At 57.2% G+C, this 15,452-nt stretch carries 15 protein-coding genes; 8 read left to right on the top strand and 7 right to left on the bottom strand.

The genetic code is table 11. The features are described 5' to 3' along the window. Positions 1-79 precede the first annotated feature (79 nt). From LVD14_RS03310 to ubiA, 4 genes are all read left to right on the top strand, one after another. A complete protein-coding gene (locus LVD14_RS03310) occupies positions 80-466 on the top strand; it encodes a RidA family protein (protein WP_237132607.1) in 387 nt (128 codons plus the stop codon). 18 nt (positions 467-484) lie between these two features. Beyond that, entirely contained in the window at positions 485-2,575 is a 2,091-nt protein-coding gene (gene recG, locus LVD14_RS03305; RefSeq protein WP_237132606.1) for an ATP-dependent DNA helicase RecG, read from the top strand. Continuing rightward, entirely contained in the window at positions 2,568-3,869 is a 1,302-nt protein-coding gene (locus LVD14_RS03300) for an HDOD domain-containing protein (protein ID WP_237132605.1), read from the top strand. Before recG ends, LVD14_RS03300 begins: the two co-directional genes overlap by 8 nt. 79 nt (positions 3,870-3,948) lie before the next feature. Beyond that, positions 3,949-4,833, top strand: a complete 885-nt coding sequence (gene ubiA / locus LVD14_RS03295) for a 4-hydroxybenzoate octaprenyltransferase (protein WP_237133406.1) — start codon at positions 3,949-3,951, stop codon at positions 4,831-4,833. Here ubiA and LVD14_RS03290 read toward each other — a convergent pair. Further along, a complete protein-coding gene (locus LVD14_RS03290) occupies positions 4,830-5,888 on the bottom strand; it encodes a hypothetical protein (protein ID WP_237132604.1) in 1,059 nt (352 codons plus the stop codon). The genes ubiA and LVD14_RS03290 overlap by 4 nt on opposite strands. A 260-nt stretch (positions 5,889-6,148) precedes the next feature. Between LVD14_RS03290 and LVD14_RS03285 the strand changes: the two genes are divergently transcribed. Next, a complete protein-coding gene (locus LVD14_RS03285; protein WP_237132603.1) occupies positions 6,149-6,964 on the top strand; it encodes a CDP-alcohol phosphatidyltransferase family protein in 816 nt (271 codons plus the stop codon). Further along, complete coding sequence (locus tag LVD14_RS03280) at positions 6,961-8,016, top strand: lysylphosphatidylglycerol synthase transmembrane domain-containing protein (RefSeq protein WP_237132602.1); 1,056 nt, start codon at positions 6,961-6,963, stop codon at positions 8,014-8,016. The genes LVD14_RS03285 and LVD14_RS03280 overlap by 4 nt, the downstream gene beginning before the upstream one ends. Here LVD14_RS03280 and LVD14_RS03275 read toward each other — a convergent pair. From LVD14_RS03275 to ribA, 4 genes are read right to left on the bottom strand one after another with little or no spacing between them, the layout of a single operon-like run. After that, positions 8,001-8,381 (bottom strand): 6-pyruvoyl trahydropterin synthase family protein, encoded by a 381-nt coding sequence (locus tag LVD14_RS03275; protein ID WP_237132601.1) that lies wholly within the window; start codon positions 8,379-8,381, stop codon positions 8,001-8,003. The two genes, LVD14_RS03280 and LVD14_RS03275, sit on opposite strands and share 16 nt — an antisense overlap. A gap of 53 nt (positions 8,382-8,434) precedes the next feature. Further along, on the bottom strand, positions 8,435-9,436 hold the full coding sequence (locus tag LVD14_RS03270; RefSeq protein ID WP_237132600.1) for a zinc-dependent alcohol dehydrogenase: 1,002 nt from the start codon (positions 9,434-9,436) through the stop codon (positions 8,435-8,437). A gap of 8 nt (positions 9,437-9,444) precedes the next feature. Beyond that, the gene (locus LVD14_RS03265; RefSeq protein ID WP_237132599.1) at positions 9,445-10,179 is read right to left on the bottom strand and encodes a RibD family protein; all 735 of its coding nucleotides are present in this window, start codon (positions 10,177-10,179) and stop codon (positions 9,445-9,447) included. A 4-nt stretch (positions 10,180-10,183) separates the two neighbouring features. Beyond that, positions 10,184-10,807 (bottom strand): GTP cyclohydrolase II, encoded by a 624-nt coding sequence (ribA, locus tag LVD14_RS03260; RefSeq protein WP_237132598.1) that lies wholly within the window; start codon positions 10,805-10,807, stop codon positions 10,184-10,186. A gap of 122 nt (positions 10,808-10,929) precedes the next feature. Here ribA and LVD14_RS03255 point away from each other — a divergent pair, with 122 nt between their 5' ends. Continuing rightward, the gene (locus LVD14_RS03255) at positions 10,930-11,991 is read left to right on the top strand and encodes a glycosyltransferase family 4 protein (RefSeq protein WP_237132597.1); all 1,062 of its coding nucleotides are present in this window, start codon (positions 10,930-10,932) and stop codon (positions 11,989-11,991) included. After that, positions 11,991-12,836, top strand: coding sequence for a class I SAM-dependent methyltransferase (locus LVD14_RS03250; RefSeq protein WP_237132596.1), 846 nt, complete (start codon positions 11,991-11,993; stop codon positions 12,834-12,836). Before LVD14_RS03255 ends, LVD14_RS03250 begins: the two co-directional genes overlap by 1 nt. A gap of 25 nt (positions 12,837-12,861) precedes the next feature. On the opposite strand, the gene LVD14_RS03245 is transcribed toward LVD14_RS03250, so the two are convergent. Then, positions 12,862-13,635, bottom strand: a complete 774-nt coding sequence (locus LVD14_RS03245) for an FkbM family methyltransferase (RefSeq protein ID WP_237132595.1) — start codon at positions 13,633-13,635, stop codon at positions 12,862-12,864. Beyond that, positions 13,635-15,305, bottom strand: a complete 1,671-nt coding sequence (locus LVD14_RS03240) for a hypothetical protein (RefSeq protein ID WP_237132594.1) — start codon at positions 15,303-15,305, stop codon at positions 13,635-13,637. The genes LVD14_RS03245 and LVD14_RS03240 overlap by 1 nt, the downstream gene beginning before the upstream one ends. Positions 15,306-15,452: the final 147 nt, after the last annotated feature.

The raw sequence follows: 15,452 nt of genomic DNA, 5'->3' as shown, positions 1-15,452 counted from the left end.
GAGCAGCATCGCACCTGAATCTTTACTCAGGAAAGCCGGAGAGTAACTACTTACTCCTTTTTAGATAACGGACACCAACATGACTCAGAAAGAAGCCATTACCTCTCCTCGCGCGCCAGCTGCCATTGGTCCCTACTCCCAGGCCATCCGTAGCGGCAACCTGGTGTTCATGTCTGGCCAGATACCCCTGGATCCGGCGACCATGGAGATCGTCCAGGGTGGGGTTGAAGCCCAGGCCCATCAAGTACTGAAAAATCTCTCGGCCGTGGCTTCGGAAGCAGGCGGCAGCCTCGACGACTGCGTAAAGCTGACCATCTACATGATTGATCTGGCCGAGTTTGGCGTTGTTAATGCCACCATGGAGCAGTATTTTCAGAAACCCTATCCGGCGCGCGCCACCATACAGGTTTCCGCTCTGCCTCGCGGCGCACTGGTTGAAATCGAAGCCATCATGCAAGTGGGCTGACATCTGGAATCACGGACGATGCCGCCAGCAACGCCGCTCAGCGAACGACCGGTCAACTGCCTGAAAGGCGTTGGGCCGCGTCTGGTGGAGCGCCTGGCAGCCCTGCACATCAGCAGTGTACAGGACCTGTTATTCCATCTGCCGCTTCGCTATCAGGATCGGACACGTATAGCTTCCATCGGTCAGATTCGACTGGGCCAGGACGTCATGCTGGAGGCCGAGATTGTTGGCAGCGATGTTGAATTCGGCCGCCGGCGAAGCCTGGTGTGTCGCATCAAAGACGACACCGGCCTGATCAGTCTGCGCTTCTTCCACTTCAGCGCCGCTCAGAAAAACATGCTCGCCACCGGCAATCGCATCCGCTGCTACGGCGAAGTCCGCGCCGGCAAGCGCGGCCCGGAACTATACCACCCGGAATATCAGGTTCTGAAAGCTGGCGAGACAATACCGGTCGCGGACAGGTTGACGCCGATTTATCCAGCTACTGAGGGTTTACAGCAGGTTCGCCTGCGGGCATTGATCGATCAGGCGCTGGCCATGCTCAATGAGTCCGACGCGCTGGTCGACTGGGTTCCCGCAGACATACTGGCAGTATTCAAGTACCCGTCACTCCCGGCAGCCCTGCAGTATCTGCATCATCCTCCGACCTCGGCCCCTGTTGCTGCTCTGCTGGAGGGCACCCACCCGGCACAACAGCGACTGGCCTTCGAAGAACTGCTCAGTCACCGGCTTTGCCTGCGACGACTGCGGCAGCAAAGCAGCCATCAATTGGCACCGGATCTGACCGGCAAGCCGGTTTTGCGAGCACAGTTCACCAAGCGCCTGCCGTTCAGACTGACCCATGCCCAGCAGCGCGTCAGTGACGAGATCAATGCCGATCTTTGTCAGACAGAGCCAATGCTGCGTCTGTTGCAGGGCGATGTGGGCTCCGGCAAGACGGTTGTCGCCGCGCTGGCAGCATTGCAGGCCGTGGACAGTGGTTACCAGGCAGCCATCATGGCTCCTACCGAGATTCTGGCCGAGCAGCACTACGCAAACTTTTCCGCCTGGCTTGCGCCACTGGGCATTCAGGTTGGCTGGCTCAGTGGCAAAGTCAAAGGCAGGCAGCGCCAGCAGGTACTGCAGCAGCTTGCTGACGGCAATGCGCGGGTCATTGTCGGAACCCACGCCCTGTTTCAGGATGAAGTGCGCTTCCAGCGACTGGGGTTGGTTATCATAGATGAACAGCATCGCTTTGGTGTTCACCAGCGCCTGGCACTGCGTGAAAAAGGCAATGACGGGCAGACGCTGCCTCACCAACTGGTGATGACGGCAACGCCCATCCCTCGCACGCTGGCCATGAGCGCCTATGCTGACCTTGAATGCAGCATCATTGACGAGCTACCGCCCGGTCGTACGCCCGTCAATACGGTGGTCATCGCCAACAGCCGTCGCGATGACGTTATCGAACGTATCCACGATGCCTGTCGTGCTGGCAGCCAGGCCTACTGGGTCTGCACGCTGATCGAAGAGTCGGAGGCGCTGCAGTGTCAGGCAGCCGAGGCTACCTGGCAGACGCTGCAGGAGCAACTGCCGGACCTCAAAGTCGGGCTGGTGCACGGTCGCATGAAGCCCTCGGAAAAGAGTGAGGTGATGGATGCCTTCAAACGCGGAGACACTCACCTGTTGGTGGCGACGACCGTTATCGAAGTGGGTGTTGACGTGCCTAATGCCAGCCTGATGATCATAGAAAATCCCGAGCGCCTGGGGCTGGCCCAATTGCATCAGTTGCGCGGCCGTGTCGGGCGTGGTGCAAAGGCCAGCCACTGCCTGTTGCTCTATCAGCCACCACTGTCCTTGCAAGGCAAGCAGCGTCTGGGCATTATGCGCGACAGTAACGATGGCTTTTACATCGCCGAGCAGGACCTGGCATTACGCGGCCCCGGACAGGTCCTGGGGACGCAGCAGACAGGCCTGATGAGCTTTCGCGTTGCCGATTTGTCACGTGACGCTCAATTGCTTGATCCGGTAAAATTGGCGGCTGACCAAATTGAAGTCGCCTATCCATCACATATCGCCCCGCTGGTTGATCGCTGGCTGGGGGACAGGGAACTGTACGGTAATGTCTGAATCTGGATCGATGAAAAACTCACTACCCGTGCGATGTGTGCTTGTGCACGACGAACAGGGTGTCATTGCGCAGTGCCTGGTGCCCACCGACTCAATGCTGGAGCTGGGCAGGTTGCAGACCAACAGCGGCCGCGATCTGAATCCTATGCCAAGTGCACAAATCCTGCGCGCCAGCAAAATGCGCCAATTGGTACCTCTGGACAAGTCACGGCAGTTCTTTGCTCTGCCCACCTGGGTCGATCAATCCCTGGCAGCATGTGGTGACCTGGTGGTAGACGCGGATGGCATGACCTTGCAGCAGGTTCGCGATGGTCTGCTGGAGCAACGCATGAGCATTCGCCATGTTGATATCACCATAGCTGCCGCTGAACTTGACCACTCGCTCCCAGACGCTGACCAGGATCCAGAGCAGATCAATGACTCGTTGCGCAATTTTACGTCACTGCGTATTCGTCAGCGACTTGATGACACCCTGGAAATCCCGCCGCTGTCGCCTACTGCTGACCGCATCATGCAGCTGCGTGCCAACCCCAACGCCTCGGTGACCGATCTGACCAATATTGTCGAATCAGATCCCAGCCTGGCCGCGCAGGTTGTGAGCTGGGCCTCGTCACCCTATTATGCCGCACCGGGCAAGATCCGCTCCGTCCAGGATGCCATCGTGCGCGTACTGGGATTTGATCTGGTCAGTAATCTGGCGGTAGGCCTGATCCTGGGAAGAACGGTCAGTCTACCCAAGGACGGCTCTGATGGCCTGACACCTTACTGGCTGCAGGCAGCCTATTGCGCCACCACAGTAGAGGCACTGTCACGTCTGATGCCAGCGCGAGTCCGCCCACGCCAGGGCCTGATATACCTGGCCGGGCTGTTGCACAATTTTGGTTACCTGGTACTGGCACATACGTTCCCACCGCATTTCAGCCGTATTTGTCGCTACACCGAAGCCAATCCCAACATCAGTCACGTCGCTATCGAAAAGCATCTGGTTGGTATCTGCCGCGAGCAGATCAGTGCCTGGCTGATGCAGGCCTGGAACATGCCGGAAGAAGTCTGCACCGCGCTTCGTCATCAGCAGGATGCCGACTATCAGGGAGAGCATGCTGAATATGCCAATCTGGTGTTTATCGCGACGCGCCTGTTGCGCGAACATAGCATTGGTGATGCACCAACTGACCCGATTCCGGATGAGATGTTCGACCGCCGCGAACTGAATCCCGAGCGCTGTCGGGAGCTTGTCGCCAAGCTGGTGGCCTCAGAAGACATTGCTCTGATTGCCGAGCAGATGACTCTGTGAGCACCCAACAACAGCCGCCGCTGTGAAAGGAGATGTCTCCGTTTTGCTAAAGAATGCCCGACAGTCCGTTTTCCAGTTTATTGACCAGCTCGCGCGCCGCCATGCCCCACGTCTGCACGCACGCTGGCCGGCCTTTGTTCTGCTGACCCGCCTGAATCGTCCGATTGGCACCTACCTGCTGTTATGGCCGACACTTGGCGCCTTGTGGCTGGCCGCCGATGGCTGGCCAGACTGGAAACTGATTATCGTGTTCACGCTGGGCACCTGGATCATGCGTTCGGCTGGCTGCTGCATCAATGATTATGCCGATGCGAATATAGACGGCGACGTATTGCGCACCGAGAACCGGGCGATTGTAACGGGCCAGATCACCCGCAAAGAGGCGCTTTATTGCTTTGTCGGCCTTTGCCTGCTGGCGTTTCTGCTGTTGCTGACGCTCAATTCACTCACCATCATGATGTCCATTGGCGCCGTTGTGCTGACGGCCATCTACCCCTTCATGAAGCGTTACACCCACCTGCCGCAGGTCGTACTGGGCATGGCATTTTCCTGGGGCATTCTGATGGCATTCACGGCCCAGACCGGTGAGCTGCCACCACCAAATGCCTGGCTGCTGTACGTTGCCAACTGCCTTTGGACGGTTGCCTACGATACCGAGTACGCCATGGTGGACAGAGAGTACGACCTCAAGATCGGCGTCAAATCGACTGCCATCCTGTTTGGCGACGCCGACCGCGTCATGATCGGCATGCTGCAGGGCATGTTCATGCTGGCGCTGGTTTTGGCCGGCCAGCAGTTTGCGCTGTCCTTCTGGTACTACCTGAGCCTGCTGGTCGCTGCCGCATTACTGGTCTACCAGCACTGGCTGATTCGCGACCGGCAGGCCGATGCCTGTTTCAAGGCCTTCCTGAACAATCACTGGGTCGGGCTGGCCGTGTTTGTTGGGGTGGTGCTGGGTGTTTAATCCCGCGGCATGCTCTGCAGACTGAACACCAGTTCAAATTCATCGTCGCCCAGCCGCAGGGCTCGCAGGGTGCCAAGCAGATTCAGCTCGTCGACCTCGCGTGTCCACACCACCGATCCTGAGACAGCGCCTGTGGCTTGATGATCGCGTTGCCAGCCCTGTTCATCGATCTGCTCAGCAAGATGTTCCAGCAGCTCGTCCAATGGCCAGACAAGGCTGACCTGAATGCGCGATTCAGTGGTATAGGCAGAACCACCAAAGCTTTGCATTGATGGACCACCTGGGCCCTCCGTGGTGGCCTCGGCGGGCAGCTCTATGCGCGGCATATGCTCCTGTATATTGATGGATGGAAAGCCGCCCGGCACGCCGCGTGCCTGCATCTGCGCCTGATACTGCTCACAGCTCTGACCACCCGGCGTGGAAGCAAATGGTCGAAACGGCGTATTCGTTTGAGTAATGTATAGAAGGCTGTCCATGGCAGCTGCTGGCGATGCGTTCGAAGCCATATGAAGATTGCGCTCGGCGACTACGAAAGGCGTGTAGGATGTGCGCCCAGCATCCGCGATCCATGTGTCGCCTCTCGAACTGGCCGTCACAACAGCGCCCATATTGCCTATGCGAAGTGTCAGCATGCCGAGATCGTTATGGCAAAGCTGAATCGGCATACCGGGCGGTATTGGCATCTGGGCCACAAACCCACGCTGTTGCGGCGGCATCCGGTGGGGTTGCGTGATCATCAGATAACCGAGCGCTTCCAGCTCGTTTGTGAGCTGCGTCCGTTGCGCTATGCCGTCCCCGGTCACCTGCAATACCACACGCTGGGAATTGACCATGTCGACTGAACCCAGCAGCGCTGAATCCGCTGGCAATTCTATCTCCGGAAATTGCTCAGGCAGGCCTTCGAAAAAGCGAATTTCAAACGGCTGATTCTCGCCCAGCAATGCTCTGGCGAGGTCGGCGGGTATGTCACCTTCTATTTCCTGGGAAGCGGCCTGCGTGGTGAACAGCAGGCTGGTGATGGCTGCGAGTAAAGCGTGTCGCGCGGTCCTGTGCATGATTGACGCTCCTTATACTGATCTCATTTTTATTGAGTTTTAATACTATTCTGGATTTGTTCCTTATTTTCAATTACCCATTGGTTGTGGCTTTTGGCATTGCTAACGACCTCAATATACAGACTTTGTATGCGAAAGACGCCAAACTTGGCTGAAACTATCGTTTTTTACGTTGGTCTGACCACTGCGTCATTTGGTGGTCCCTTGCAATACCGGCAGCGTATACTGACTACACAAACTGACAAACTGGACGTGCTCTGTTGGCTGCCAACCCGAAAAATTCTGCAACCACCCGTGACTTACCGCAATCTCTGGTACGCCAGCTGCGCTACATTGCCGTCCTGGGTTGTGTGCTGATTGCCTTATGCGCACTCAGCCTGGCATTGTCGCTTTCAAGTGAGCTCGCGCTGATGTGGCTGACGCTTGCTCTGCCAGTCTGGTTTTATGTGTGGCGACAAGGCCAGCAGCGATTGCATTTAAATCACCCGGCAAACAGCGACGTACTTTATGCGTCACTCGGACACGGCAGCTGTGTGACCCTGATACGCGGACTCTTGATCGCCGTGACAGCAGGCTTTCTGATGCCCGCCCTGCTCCTGTCACTACCGACCGCGCTGCTGTACATTCCCGCTGTCGCCTATACCGCAGCCGCCATTGGAGATGCACTGGACGGTGTGCTGGCCCGGCGCCAGCAGCAGGTGTCGAGGCTGGGTGCCGAGCTGGATACCACACTGGATGCGCTGGGCTTGCTGGTCGCGCCAGTGCTGGCGGTGATCACCGGCAAGCTGCATGTCAGCTATCTGCTGGTCAGCATTGCCTATTATCTGTTTGTCTGGGGGCTGCGCTGGCGTCGTCAGCACGGCAAAGCTGTATACCCGCTGCCACCCAGTCAGCTGCGCCGCCAACTGGCAGGCTGGCAAATGGGCCTGGTGGCGACCGCGCTGTGGCCGCCGATTCCTGGCGGTGTTACGCAGGTGCTTGGTGTGCTCTTCATGATCCCACTGTTGATTGGTTTCTGGCGTGACTGGCTGGCCGTGAGTGGGCGACGCGGCGCCTCAGTTGAGAATGCCTCATGACAAAAGCTCAGTGGCGATATCTGACCGTGCTGCTTTGGGTCCTGGCGCTGACGCTGGCCGGGTATGCATTATGGCAGCTGCCACTGCGTGACATTGGCGACGGGATCAGCAGGCTGCGCTGGCGTGACTGGCTGCTGTGGGTATCCATTAATGTTGTCATTCTCTATCTGGCAGTCAAGCGCTGGCAGATTCTGGGCCGTGCGCTTTCGGCACCCATGTGGTTGCCGGACCTGTTTCGTCTACGGCAGGCCGGCAGTGCAGTCAGCTTTATTACACCCGGTCCACACTTTGGTGGCGAGCCCTTGCAGCTCTACTGGCTCAAAACAAGATTCGACTTACCGCTACACAAAGCAGTGGCCATGCTGGGAATGGATCGCTTTGTAGAGATGGGTAGCAATTTTGCCGTGCTGCTCGCCGGTGTATTGGTGCTGCTGGGTACAACGCTTTTGCCCGCCGGAGAATGGCTGCAGATATCTCTGGTACTGGTGTTTGTACTAAGTGGCATGTTGCTGGCCGCGGCAGTGATCATACGACATCCACAATGGCTGGCGGATCGATTCAGGCCACTGGCACAGCGCTGGCGTCAGGCTCGCAACAGCGATGATGTTCATCCGACTGCGGATCTTCAGGCGCGGCCCGAAGACCCGCAGGCTCAGACCAGCTCCGGTGGCTGGTCTGCGATGGTGAATTTATTACGCGGCGCTCTCAAAGAGCAACGCCTGAAACTCTGGGTCGCACTGCTGCTATCACTGTTCGGCTGGGCCATGCTGCTGCTGGAGCTTTTTGTGCTGCTGCGAATGCTGGGTGTTCAACCCGACTTTCTAAATCTCGTCATGATCATGGTGGGCATGCGACTCGCCATGCTACTGCCAGTGCCAGGTGGCATTGGTACCATCGAAGCATCGCTGCTTTGGTCATTCAGTCTGCTGGGGATGCCCATTGCCGCGGCAGCCACACTGATTGCTCTAATACGACTTCGCGATGCCGTGGTACTGATTATCGGTCTGCTGTGCCTGGGCAGCCTGGGTGGTCGCCGTCAGGCAAAGGACTGACGGTACGCGGCCCAGCAGGTTTCGTTTTCCCAGAGTTTAACGGTCAGAACACCTTTGCCCGGCGGCGTTATTTCCGGCATCAGCTTCTCAACCAGTATTCGGCTGAAATGTTCAATACTGGGATTCAGTCCGGCGAACTCCGGTTTGTCATTCAGCATGCTGTCGCGAAAGTAGGTGACAATATCATCGAGTGCCGCTTCAATTTCGACGATGTCCACCAGGTATCCATGCTGATTCAGCGTGTCGCTTTCGATGCGGACTTCGGCGACATAGTGATGTGCGTGCGGACTGTTTTCGGATCCCCAGTCGCCCCCGATCAAGTAATGGTTGGCGATAAAATCACGTGTTACGGCTACGGTATACATAGTAATTCCTGTTGCTGTTTGTTGGCGCGCCTTTAGCTGGCGGGCATTCCTGCTTATGAATCCGGGTACTCGAACAGTGCCTGGACCACACTCAGTATTTCCTCATCCAATTGCTGATACACAGACCCGGCATCCTGTATCGGCTCGACATGGCTGATCAGTCGCTGCGGGTCGCACTCTCGAATCATCTGCCAGGCCAGTTCGAAACGTCGCTGCTTGTCCCAGCGACCAGTCAGAGCAGGCGCCACCGTGCTGACCTGACTGGTAATCAATTGCAGCCGGTTGCGGTGCGCGGCGCCGCCCAGATTGATGGACGCTTCTTTGTTGCCGTACCAGCTGCCAATCACGATGCGGCTGCTGTAGCCACTAACAGCGACAGCTGTATCCAGTGCAGCGGGCTGCCCACTGACTTCATAGATCAGATCTGCATCACTGATCTGAGCAGCAGCCTCATCCGGGTGCACGACCCGATGCGCACCCAGCTGTTTGGCAAGGGCCTGCCGCTCAGCGCGACCCTCTACAACTATCAACTCAGCCAGTGGATGCTTGGCCAGCAGAGCCGTCAGTAACAGTCCGACAACACCCTGTCCAAGAACAACTACGCGCTCCCCCATCACGGGCGCACCATCCTGAACCAGATTGACGGCGGTTTCGGTGTTGGGAAGAAAAGCGGCGGCCCTGGCCGGTATATCGTCGGGCACGAGCTGCAGATTTTGTGTGTCGGTCAGAAAGTGACTGGCGTGAGGCTGAAATGAAAACACCTGGCGCCCTGCCCACTCTGCATCTAGTCCGGAACCCACTTTTACAATTTCTCCAACACAGGCATAACCGTACTGCATTGGATAGCTGGTGTGCTGCTGCAGGGATTCCAGCGTGCTGTCCAGCGCCAGGTCTGCCGGCAGCTGTCCACGATAGGCCAGCAGCTCGGTGCCAGCGCTGATGGCGGAATACAGTGTCCTGACCAGCACCTGATTTGCCGTGGGTGCTGGCAGACTCACCTTGCGCAGCTCTATCTGTTTTGGCGCAGTGAACCAGAGCTGGGTTGTGCTTGCCATGCCCGCGCTCATGCTGCCTCCGCGCGATACTTCAATTTGCCCCAGACTATCATTTCATCCCCGAGCTGTTCGCTTTGCAGAGGTGTGATATGCGGAAAGTTCACCTTAGCAGGATCAGCCAGTCTGCCAATCGCGTTGTAACCGCCAACAAGCACAGGCGCCACCGTCAATACCACGGCGTCTGCCAGACGTGTGCGCAAAAATGCCGTAATGACAGCAGCACCACCTTCAACCATCAATGTTCTGATTCCGCGCTGATAGAGTGCCTGCATGGCTTGTGTGAGATCAACATGCCCCTCACCGTCACCGGGTGTCACAATCAGATCACAGCCCTCTCGCTTTGCTTCCGCCTGCTGTGTGGTCAACACCCAGCAAGGTCGTTTTCCATTACTGCCATTCTGGCAAAGCCTGCTGCTGGGCGGCAGTCTCAGCTGGCTGTCGAGCACAATTGGCTGTGGGTCATTGCCGGTCCACTCGCGGACATTTAGACGTGGGTTGTCAGCCAGAACGGTACCAATGCCTACCAGGATGCCATCGTGCAGGCTGCGCAGCTGGTGTGTCATGCGCAGTCCTTCAGGGCTGCTCAAGGCGAGCGTTTCGCCAGGTCCGGTCGTAATACTGCCATCCCAGCTCTGCGCATAGCTCAGAGTGACATGCGGGCGCTGTTCAATGCGCCCCGTGCTCTGGTGAAAAGCCTGCTGTGCGTCGACCAACCATTGCTCGAGGCGTTGATTGAAATTCATGAAGTCACTGACTGTTTAGGGAACTCAGTGGCAAAAGATGAGCCATTCGCTGGGCTTTGGTCAACAGGTAATCGAAATTGTCGTTGTTGGCGGGGATCTGCAGCGACACGCGCTCGGCTATGTTAACGCCAGCCGTAGTCAGTGCATCGATCTTGGCGGGGTTATTGGTCATCAATCGCACTGAACGCACTCCCAGATCCTGCAGCATCAAGGCCGCCAGTGAGTAATCGCGTCCATCTGCCACATGACCCAGCATCAGGTTGGCATCAACTGTATCGTACCCCTGATCCTGCAGATTGTAGGCGCGCAGTTTATCTGGCAAACCGATGCCGCGGCCTTCCTGTCGCAGATAGAGAATCACGCCGGTGCCAGCCTCAGCAATCATGGCCATCGCCCGGTCGAGTTGTTCACCACAGTCACATCGCCGCGACCCCAGCACATCACCGGTGAAACACTCAGAGTGGACACGGACCAGCACCGGATCGACCGAAGCCGGATTGCCCATGTAGAGGGCAAGGTGCTCTTTATCGTCCAGGGTGTTGGCGAAGTGACACAATTGAAAGTCGCCGTGGTCGGTAGGAATTCTGGCGCAGACTTTGCGGGTGACGGATAGCGATTGTTTGCTCATGGCACGCTCTTCTAGATTGACTGTTTTGACTGAAACTTGCAGTTTCCGGGTCAGCGCCGTGGTAAGGTGGTCTGACTGTTAATTAGATTACGACTGTTGCATTGGAACGGATCAAATCAGCTGTGAGCACCCTGCCCCTCTACTTTGTTTTCCCTGGAGATCTCGGCACACCCACTGGCGGCTATCACTATGATCGGCGATTGATCAGTGAGCTGCGTACGCTTGGCAAACAGGTCATTCCGATTGCGCTGTCGGACCGCTTTCCGACACCAGATAAAGACGCGCTTGTTGATGCTGAGCAGAAACTTTCAGCTATCCCCGATGGCGCCCAGGTCATGATTGATGGCCTGGCAATGGGCGTCATGGATCAGATTGTCAGTCGCCACGCCAGGCGGCTGAGCCTGATTGCCCTGTGTCATCATCCATTATCACTTGAGGCGGGTCTGAGTGCTGCGCAGCAGGACGCCCTGCATCACTCCGAAAAGCGCTCTCTGCATTGCGCTCGTGCGACAGTTGTCACCAGTCCTCATACCGCAGAAATATTGCGCAATCAGTTCGATCTCGACACAAACAGCATCCTGGTGGCCTGCCCCGGCACTGATCGAAGCGAATTCGCCCCCTGTACTGGTAATCCTCCCCGCCTGTTGACGGTTGCCTCACTGACTCGCCGTAAAGCGCATGATGTGCTGATTGAGTCACTCGGCGCACTGAAGGATCTGCCGTGGCAGGCACGTTTCGTCGGCGGCGACCATTTCGACCGGGAGTGGGCCCAGCAATTGAAAGCACAAGTGAACCAAGAGCAGCTGGCCCGGCGTATTGATTTCGTCGGATCAGTGGAAAATCTGCAGCCCGAATATCAGCAGGCTGATCTGTTTGTGCTGCCATCAAGATTTGAGGGCTATGGAATGGTCTTTGCTGAGGCGCTGGCAGCGGGTTTACCGGTCATCGCAGCGCGCGCCGGAGCTGTCCCCGATGTTGTGCCAGCGTCTGCTGGCATTCTGGTACCTGCCGATGACGCAGAGGCGCTTGCCGCCGCCTTGCGCGAGGTGCTTACCGACAGCTCGCGGCGACAGGCCTTACAGCGCGGCGCGAGGCAGGCAGCCCTGGCACTGCCTGGCTGGAGGGACAGCGCAATGCTGGTGCTGAACTTAACTGAAGAGTTGGCAAACAGGAGTGATTACTAATGGCCGGGTTCAGTGTCGACTGGCTCGATTTACGTGAGGCTGCAGACCTGCGTGCGCGTGATGTTGCACTGCTGGCACGTGCCCAGCAGTGGCTGGATCAGTCGTCGTCTGAGCAGTCTCGCGACAGGCAGCAGCCCATGATTGCAGACCTCGGTTCGGGTACCGGATCCACGCTGCGCGCATTCGCCGCAGGCGGCATTGAAACCGGTCGATATGCCTGGCGTCTGATTGACCACGATGCCGACCTGCTGAGCGTGGCGTCTGAACGTTACGGAGCCGGGCACAGCCTGGAAACCCGGGTGGCAGATCTGGCTCAGCCAGAGCATCTCTCCCTCAGCGATATAAATCTGTTAACCGCGTCAGCACTGTTTGACCTTGTGTCCGCTGAGTTTATTGAATCCCTGGTCGCCTCCATTGCCAGCCAGACTCATCCGATCGCCGTGTATACAGCACTGAACTATGACGGCATTACTCGCTGGACTCCGGCTCACAAGCTGGATATGACAGTGTTACAGGCTTTTAATCAGGACCAGCGCCGGGATAAAGGCTTTGGTCCGGCACTCGGCCCACATGCCTCCGCCTGCCTCACTCAGGTGTTGACCGCTGCCGGCTACACTGTGTTATCGGCAAGCAGTCCGTGGCTGCTGCGCGGCAATCATGGCACTGCTGGTGACACTCAACTGATGACCGAGCTGATACATGGCATCGCCAATGCGGTGCAGTCGTCAATTGAGCAGGCAGAACTGCAGGAATGGATAAACTTTCGCCTGGCCAATGTACATACCGGCAGCTGCAGTGTGGGACACATGGATCTGTTGGCGCTTCCGCAGCACGTGAGCAGGTAGAGGGTAGCCGTGTACAGGTCAGCAATCAGCGAGTGCGCAGCCTGGCGTAGACATCGCCACTGCCCTGGCTAATGTTCTTCAGCTGCTGTCGCATATCGTCAGCCGCAAGCCATTGATCATAGCGTAGTCGATGTGACTCACCAGGTGCCAGGTTGTACTCATAGTTGCCGAGCTCTTCGAGGCGATTAATGCAATCGGTCGCCATCGATATTGCTGCAGGGATGTACTCAAACGACAGGCTGCGAAGCGGGCGCGATAATCCCTGCAGGACCTGCAGCTCAAATCCTTCCACGTCAATTTTGCAGAACACCGGCTCGCCTTTTGCGGCAATCAGCTGGTCCAGCGTGATTACCGGCACCACAAGCTGACGATCCCATTTAACACGCTCGAATGAGGCGTCCTGTTTTACCTGTGTTATCCATTCCTGGGACATGGTTGTCACAGTCGGCGTCTGAGTGCTGATGTGCAGCGTTGCCTCACCTGGCTGCGCACCAATCGCCTGGGCCACGAGATCAATGTCCTCTGCGCTGGCGTAGCGGCTTTGTAGGGTCTGCATCAGCAACGGCTGTGGCTCCACGGCAACGGAGCGTGCACCCAGTGCCTGCCACGCCTTAAGCCGATTGCCAACATGCGCCCCGATGTCGAAACACAGATCGCCCGGTGATATGAACTGCCTGTAGAAGTTTCGCATCCGTGCCTGACGTCCCGGAATGCCGTAGTACATCAGTAAAGATCTTGTCAGCCCCCATCGCTCGCGCAGCCGGGTCGCCAGGGAAGTCGTATTAGCTTGCGTCTGCATTACCTGGCTCCTGTTGCTGTTGATCCGCCAGAGCCCGTTTTTTCCAGAGGCAAACGGGTGCTGGAGAAGGCGTCTACAAATCTATCTCGCAGTTGATCCATACGCCATACCGGCGCGTTCTCGTCCGGCAGCATTCCTGGCTGCCAGCGCCACTGCGATACAGCCTCGAATACGGCCGGATCTCGCGCGATCAGATGCACAGGGACATCACGTCCTTCCGGATCACCTGATACTAAAGGCGCAGGCGGGTGATCGCCCAAAAGCAGAACAACGAGATTGTCGTTTCCATAATGTTTTACGTAAGAAACTACGGATTCCAGCATGTACTCAATCGAGCGTCGATAGTGATCGCGGATTGATTCAACATTCTGCCAGACTTCCTCTGGTGTCGGACCGGCCTGGGCCTGCTGGTCAAAAATGCGCCCATCGCCAACCTTTGCCCAGGGCACCAGCTGCGCCACCGGAGTCCATGGTGCATGCGAGGAGATCAGTGCGACCTCGGCCATGACTGGGGGACGCACCTGCTCACTGAGTTCCCGCTCATGTAATGCAGACAGGACATATTGATCGGGCATGGTCACCCAATTGAAAGGTAATCCCCGATATCCAAAATTGTGTGCATCATAAATGTGATCGTAGCCATAATACTGACCCTCAGGCCAGGCCATGCTGATTGCCGGCATCGCGGCGACGGTTCGCCAGCCTGCGTCTCTGAACAATCGGTTTAGCGTGGCTCGCTCGCTCATGACCAGACTTTTGTAACGAGTCTCGCTGTCGATCCAGGTGCCTGCGAGTGCGGACGCATGCGCCAGCCAGCTAAGGCCACCGACGGTAGGTGCCGTCAGAAATGCGCTCTGCATTTCAAATCCATCGTCACGCAGCACCGTTTCGGATTGCAACAATGCATCACGCATCTGGTCGGCAAACGGCTCTCGTTCAAGCAGCATGCGCCCGTAGGACTCAGCAAAAATCACCAGCACATCTTTACCACGCAAGCGATCAAACAGCTGATCACCGAGACGGTCAGACCACTCATCGACACCGACGGTGGCCGCAAATTCCTGAATGTCCTGCCAGCTTCGCCAGGTATCTTCGGCGTGCAGTCTTAGCTGATGCCAGGCGTAGGCGTCGGTTCGTGGCCGCTCCACCCACCTGAATGTGTCAAGCGCGCACCAGGCAGTCAGCAGCACTAGCAGAGTCACGCCGGACAGCCTGGGTTTTATTCGCAAGGTCTGCTGTATGCGACCAAGCACCAGAAATGCCAGCACACAAAGCAGGGCGACCATCAATGCCAGCAAAATACCGACAGCAACAGCAGCGACGCTTCCCAGCACTCCAGTCAACAAGCGACTGCCATCGGCCAGCAGATGCCCATCAAAAATAAGATTAAACGGCCGGGCGAACATCTCGTGAGTCGCCAGGTCAGCCCCTCTGAGTACCAGACTCAGGCCCAGCAGAACTGACAGCAGGATTCGAAGCACGGTGCCGCTACGCCCGGGAGCAAGCAGGAGTATCCCGATGAGGATCAGCTCCAGCGGAAACATCGTGAAAGCTGCTGGTGATATCCAGTCCAGGCGATTGGGTAGAACCAGTGCGAGGAACAGCACAGCGAACGCCGAGATCGTCATCGCGTAATGAGCAAATGGGGAAGTGCGAAGAGTAAAACGCAAGATCGAATCCGGGCCTGTCGCTAGATAAAAGAGAAGTAAGAGCTCGTGTTGGTATACGCAGTGTAGCCCAGCCTGGACCGATTGCCGACGTCAGACTCAACAATAGCAGGGTTTTCGGAGCAATCGATAGAAAAAATATTTTTGCGC

This window comes from Pseudohongiella sp. O18 (assembly GCF_021729085.1).
Lineage (GTDB): Bacteria > Pseudomonadota > Gammaproteobacteria > Pseudomonadales > Pseudohongiellaceae > Pseudohongiella.
The sequence above is the reverse complement of the archived record's forward strand: the minus strand, read 5'-3'. Positions and strand labels throughout refer to the sequence as shown.